The 2,428-nt window shown below is 37.1% G+C and carries 3 protein-coding genes; all 3 read right to left on the bottom strand.

From position 1 onward, the window contains the following. Window positions 1-330: 330 nt before the first annotated feature. The gene (locus WBM60_RS05205; RefSeq protein ID WP_424282827.1) at window positions 331-1,584 is read right to left on the bottom strand and encodes an OmpA family protein; all 1,254 of its coding nucleotides are present in this window, start codon (window positions 1,582-1,584) and stop codon (window positions 331-333) included. Between the two features lie 116 nt (window positions 1,585-1,700). After that, window positions 1,701-2,162 carry a hypothetical protein gene (locus WBM60_RS05200; protein ID WP_424276789.1) on the bottom strand — a complete coding sequence of 154 codons (462 nt, stop codon included), beginning with the start codon at window positions 2,160-2,162 and terminating at the stop codon, window positions 1,701-1,703. Window positions 2,163-2,173: 11 nt separating this feature from the next. Next, a partial coding sequence (locus tag WBM60_RS05195) for a glycosyltransferase (protein WP_424282826.1) occupies window positions 2,174-2,428 on the bottom strand: 255 nt, incomplete at its 5' end.

Raw genomic sequence — 2,428 nt, 5'->3', positions numbered from 1 at the left:
CCCAAATGTTGGTCGTAGATAATTAATTGGATTTGATAAATTAATTTATTTGATCTTATAGCATTAATTTGCAATACCAAATTTAATCCAATATTCAGGATTAGCCAATCTGACAAATATTTTACCTGCTCTGCAAATTACATAATAAGACTTCAACTCTATTGTAATGACTATGCTTTAATGATGCACAGGACACCTCATTCACATTCATTCATTAAGCAAGATTCACCAAAGTCTTTAAAAAAAATATCCAGTTATTCCTCGCATTATATGCCGTTGGCGGAACTAATAGTTTATTGCTGCTCCTCTTATCCTTAACCCTCCCATTCGCTACTGTTTATTCAGGCTAATTATATTTTCCTTCACTTCCGCCATTGAATATTCGGTTATTCTATTTTGTTTATGTTCTTCTGAAGTACATCTTACGCCGTCTGTACATCCGTTCGAGATCTGAGTCTCACCGTAACCTTTTCCATATATACGATCACTATCTATTCCGGCAGAAACTATATACTTAACAGCACTATCCGCCCTTCTCTGCGATAGCCACTGGTTATAATCTGCCTTACCCCTTGAATCTGCATGTCCTTTGACTTCTATGATAACATCAGGATATTTATTCATAAAGGCTACCAATTCATCCAAAATACCTTGATCGGAAACAGTTAAATAAGAAGAATCGAACCTGAAAAATACTTTACTGAGATTGGAAAGTTCATCCATTTTCTGCTGCTGCAGGTCCCTAGCTTCCTGTCTGGCTCTTTCTTCGGCCGCCAGTCTCGCTTCCTCCTTTTCCCTTGCCAATCTTTCTGCAAGTGCGGCATTTGCAGCCTCTGCTTCTAAAGCTCTGTTAATTGAATCTGAAACACGCTTGGCCTCTTCTTCCATGGCATTGATTAAAGCCAGTTTTTCGAGTCCTTTTTTGGTCAGATCCTTTTCTATATTAAATTGATAAACTACGCCTACAGCATGTTGTATATGGTTGGATGCTTCGTTTCCAAAGGACCATTTTCCAGAGGAACTAAAATCCAGTCCCCATCTATCTGAAAACCATGTTCTAAATCCAATAACCCCGTTGTAAGTGCCTCTGGATAGGTCGTTGGCATAGGTATAACCCACTCCAACACCCACATAAGGGTCAAACCAACCAGTCTGGCCAACTATTTTATTCAAATCATAACTAAACCTGGTATCAAAACCAAAATAGTCCTTATCCTCAGGATTAACAACACCATCTATGATATTGCCTTCCTTGTAGTTGTTATACGAAGCAATTGCTTCCAAACCTATCCCACTTCTAAAATAACGCCCTAAACTTATTCTGGAGGGAAAAGCCACGGCATTATACATGTTTTTAGTTGTGGTAATATTATTCAACCTATTTCCCGAGTCATTTATAAAATTCCAACCCAATCCTACCATCCAGGAACTCACCACCATACTATCCTTAGCGGTTAACTGAAGTTCTTCCTGCTGATCCAGCACAAGTTGTTCTTGTTGAGTTAATTGAATTTCTTCCTGTGCGTATAATGAGGTTGTTCCAAGGAGAAGAATAGCCATGGCGCCTGTTACGTAGGATTTCATAATGTAATGATTTAGGACTATTACATTACAAAATTACCATCCATTAAATACGATTCCTACAAAGGAAGTTGATGTGCAATTAAATTCGATATGAAACCTAAAATTGCTATTGATAATTACTTATTATCACTGAGCATAATTTCCTTCTCGGTAAGTGGCATTTTATATAGATGAAAGGGCATTAAAAGAGCCGTAGAAGGATCGTTTTTTTGTCTGGACTCTGGTTTTATCGCAAAGATCATTTTATCGTCCTTATCCTCCATCCTATTTAATATTGGAGTACTCATATCAGTTGTTTTTCCGTTACAATAGATCACAACCATTTCTGTATTAAAATCTATTTCAGGAATTTGAAGTCCGGGTTTCCTGGTCATATTTACTTTGGAAAAGAAAGTTTTTAAAGCCTTATTATCACGTATAACCAATAGTTGCTCAGATTCCGCTCCTCCGTAATTATCACTTAATATTAGTGATAAAGGATTTTTGTTCAACTCTTGATAATTTGCTTCTTTACCGATATCCTTTTGACTACCACAAGTCCCTGCCAACAGTAATAGTGCCAAAATAAGAATTCTCATGAGCAATTGCTTTAATAGGTATTGTTATAGTGTGCCTTATAGGCTTTTTCATAGAGCGCCTCGTACAAGGGTAATACATTCTTTATATCAAAATTTAGGGCCACCTGATAGGCATTCTCCTTAAACTCTGCAAGAACAGTATCATCACTAAGGATTTTTAATGCATTTTCAACCATATCATCCACATCGCCAACATCACTTAAATAGCCAGTTACGCCATGTATATTAACTTCCGGAAGTCCCCCGGTATTACTGGATATTACAGG

The organism is Eudoraea sp. (genome assembly GCF_049669105.1).
Taxonomy (GTDB): domain Bacteria; phylum Bacteroidota; class Bacteroidia; order Flavobacteriales; family Flavobacteriaceae; genus Eudoraea.
Note: the sequence above shows the minus strand (reverse complement) of the source record. Positions and strands in the feature narration are given on the sequence as shown.